This window comes from Campylobacter sp. 2018MI10 (assembly GCF_018501175.1).
In the GTDB taxonomy this organism is placed as follows: Bacteria; Campylobacterota; Campylobacteria; order Campylobacterales; family Campylobacteraceae; genus Campylobacter_E.
Map to the genome: position 1 here is coordinate 1 of NZ_JAHCZD010000040.1, position 1592 is coordinate 1592.

Annotated in this window: 1 protein-coding gene; it reads left to right on the forward strand. The window is 35.6% G+C overall.

All coding sequences use genetic code 11. The features are described from left to right. Nucleotides 1-1592: flagellin hook IN motif-containing protein (locus tag KJR01_RS09540; RefSeq protein WP_284467023.1), on the forward strand; the 1592-nt coding region annotated here is incomplete at both ends.

A 1592-nucleotide genomic window follows, 5' to 3' on the forward strand; every position in this document is an offset into this window, starting at 1 on the left:
TGGAACGTTTTCAAACAAAGAATTTCAAATTGGTGCATATTCAAATGAGACAGTTAAGGCTAGTATTGGGGCAACTACAAGTGATAAGATTGGGTTAACTAGGTTTGAGACTGGGCATAATGTGAGAGCGGCGGATTTAACAGGAACTGCTAGTGTAACATTTAAAAATGTTGATGGTATCAACGATGTAACAATAGAACCTGTAAAACTTACAAATGGTAAAGGCGATGTAAGTGCTAGCACAGGTCTTGGAGCGTTAGCAGAAGCAATTAATAAAGCTAGTGATAAGACAGGAATTAAAGCTAATGTAACTGCTATTTCAACATTTGAGCAACCTATTAAAGCGGGTGAAACTACTTCAAATTTCTCAATCAATGGTGTAAAAATCGGAACAGTAAGCGTTCAAGAAAAAGACGCTAATGGTGCTTTAAGAGCTGCTATTAATGCTGTTAAAGATCAAACAGGGGTAGAAGCTTCTGTAGATACTAAAGGTAGACTTGTATTATCAAATAGAGATGGTAGGGGTATTAAGGTTGAGGATAATGTTAGTGTTCCTACTGGTGCTAATGATATTCATAGTCTTGTTCAGCAAGGTGCTGCTGGCAAAGAAAACACTAAAAAAGGTGTGGATTTAAGTTTAGCTGATACTTGGACTAAAAAAGCTGGAACAGAAGGTTCTATATTAATTAAAGAAAATTCATTTGGTGATATCAAAAACGCTCACGGAGTGCAAGATGCAGCTATTTATAACGATGGTTTAAAACAAACTAAACAAGCTACAGCAGCAAGTAATGCTTATAATGCTTTCCATACAGAAGAACAAAAAGCTTTAGAAAAATTTAAATCAGAAGCAACTAAAGCTATGGATGCTTATATAGGAGATAGTGCAAAAGCTGCAGCAGGTACTGCTGCTGCTAATGAAAAATTAGCAAAAGCAAAAGGTGATGCAGAAGCTGCAAATATAAAAGATTTAATAGCTAACTCAAATAGTTTTGCAGAAATAATGGACAAAATCAATACTTTTGATGGTACACATAAAGCTGCTGCTACAAATTATGATACCGCTGTTAAAGATGTTATTGTTAATGCTGGTAAGGCTTATGCTACTTCTGTTGAAGCAGCTGGCATTAAGGCACAAGGAGCATTAGCAGCTTATAAAAATGAAGATGATGTTCAAGCTTTAAATACAGCTTTAGGAACCATGGTAGCTGCTGCTACAACTGGAACAGGAGCTACTGACATAAATGGAGTAAATACATTAGCTACAGCAATGAAAGCTTTTGAAGGAACAGCAGCTCCTATTGGTGCAAAAAATGTGGATTTTGTAAAATTAGCTGCAACTCAACAAGGCGCTTTAAATTTAACTGACGCATTTACTAATGGTGCTAATCCAACTACTGCTAAAGAAATTACTAATTTATTTGAAGATTTAAAAACCCAAACAACACTAGAGGGTGCTAATTCAACTATAGATAAATTAACTAAAAAATTAGAAGAAGTAGTAAATGCAGCTGACGGTAAAACTATGGATACAGCAGAAGCTCAACAAGGTATGGTAGCTCACTCATATCTACAATTCTTCGCTGGTGTTA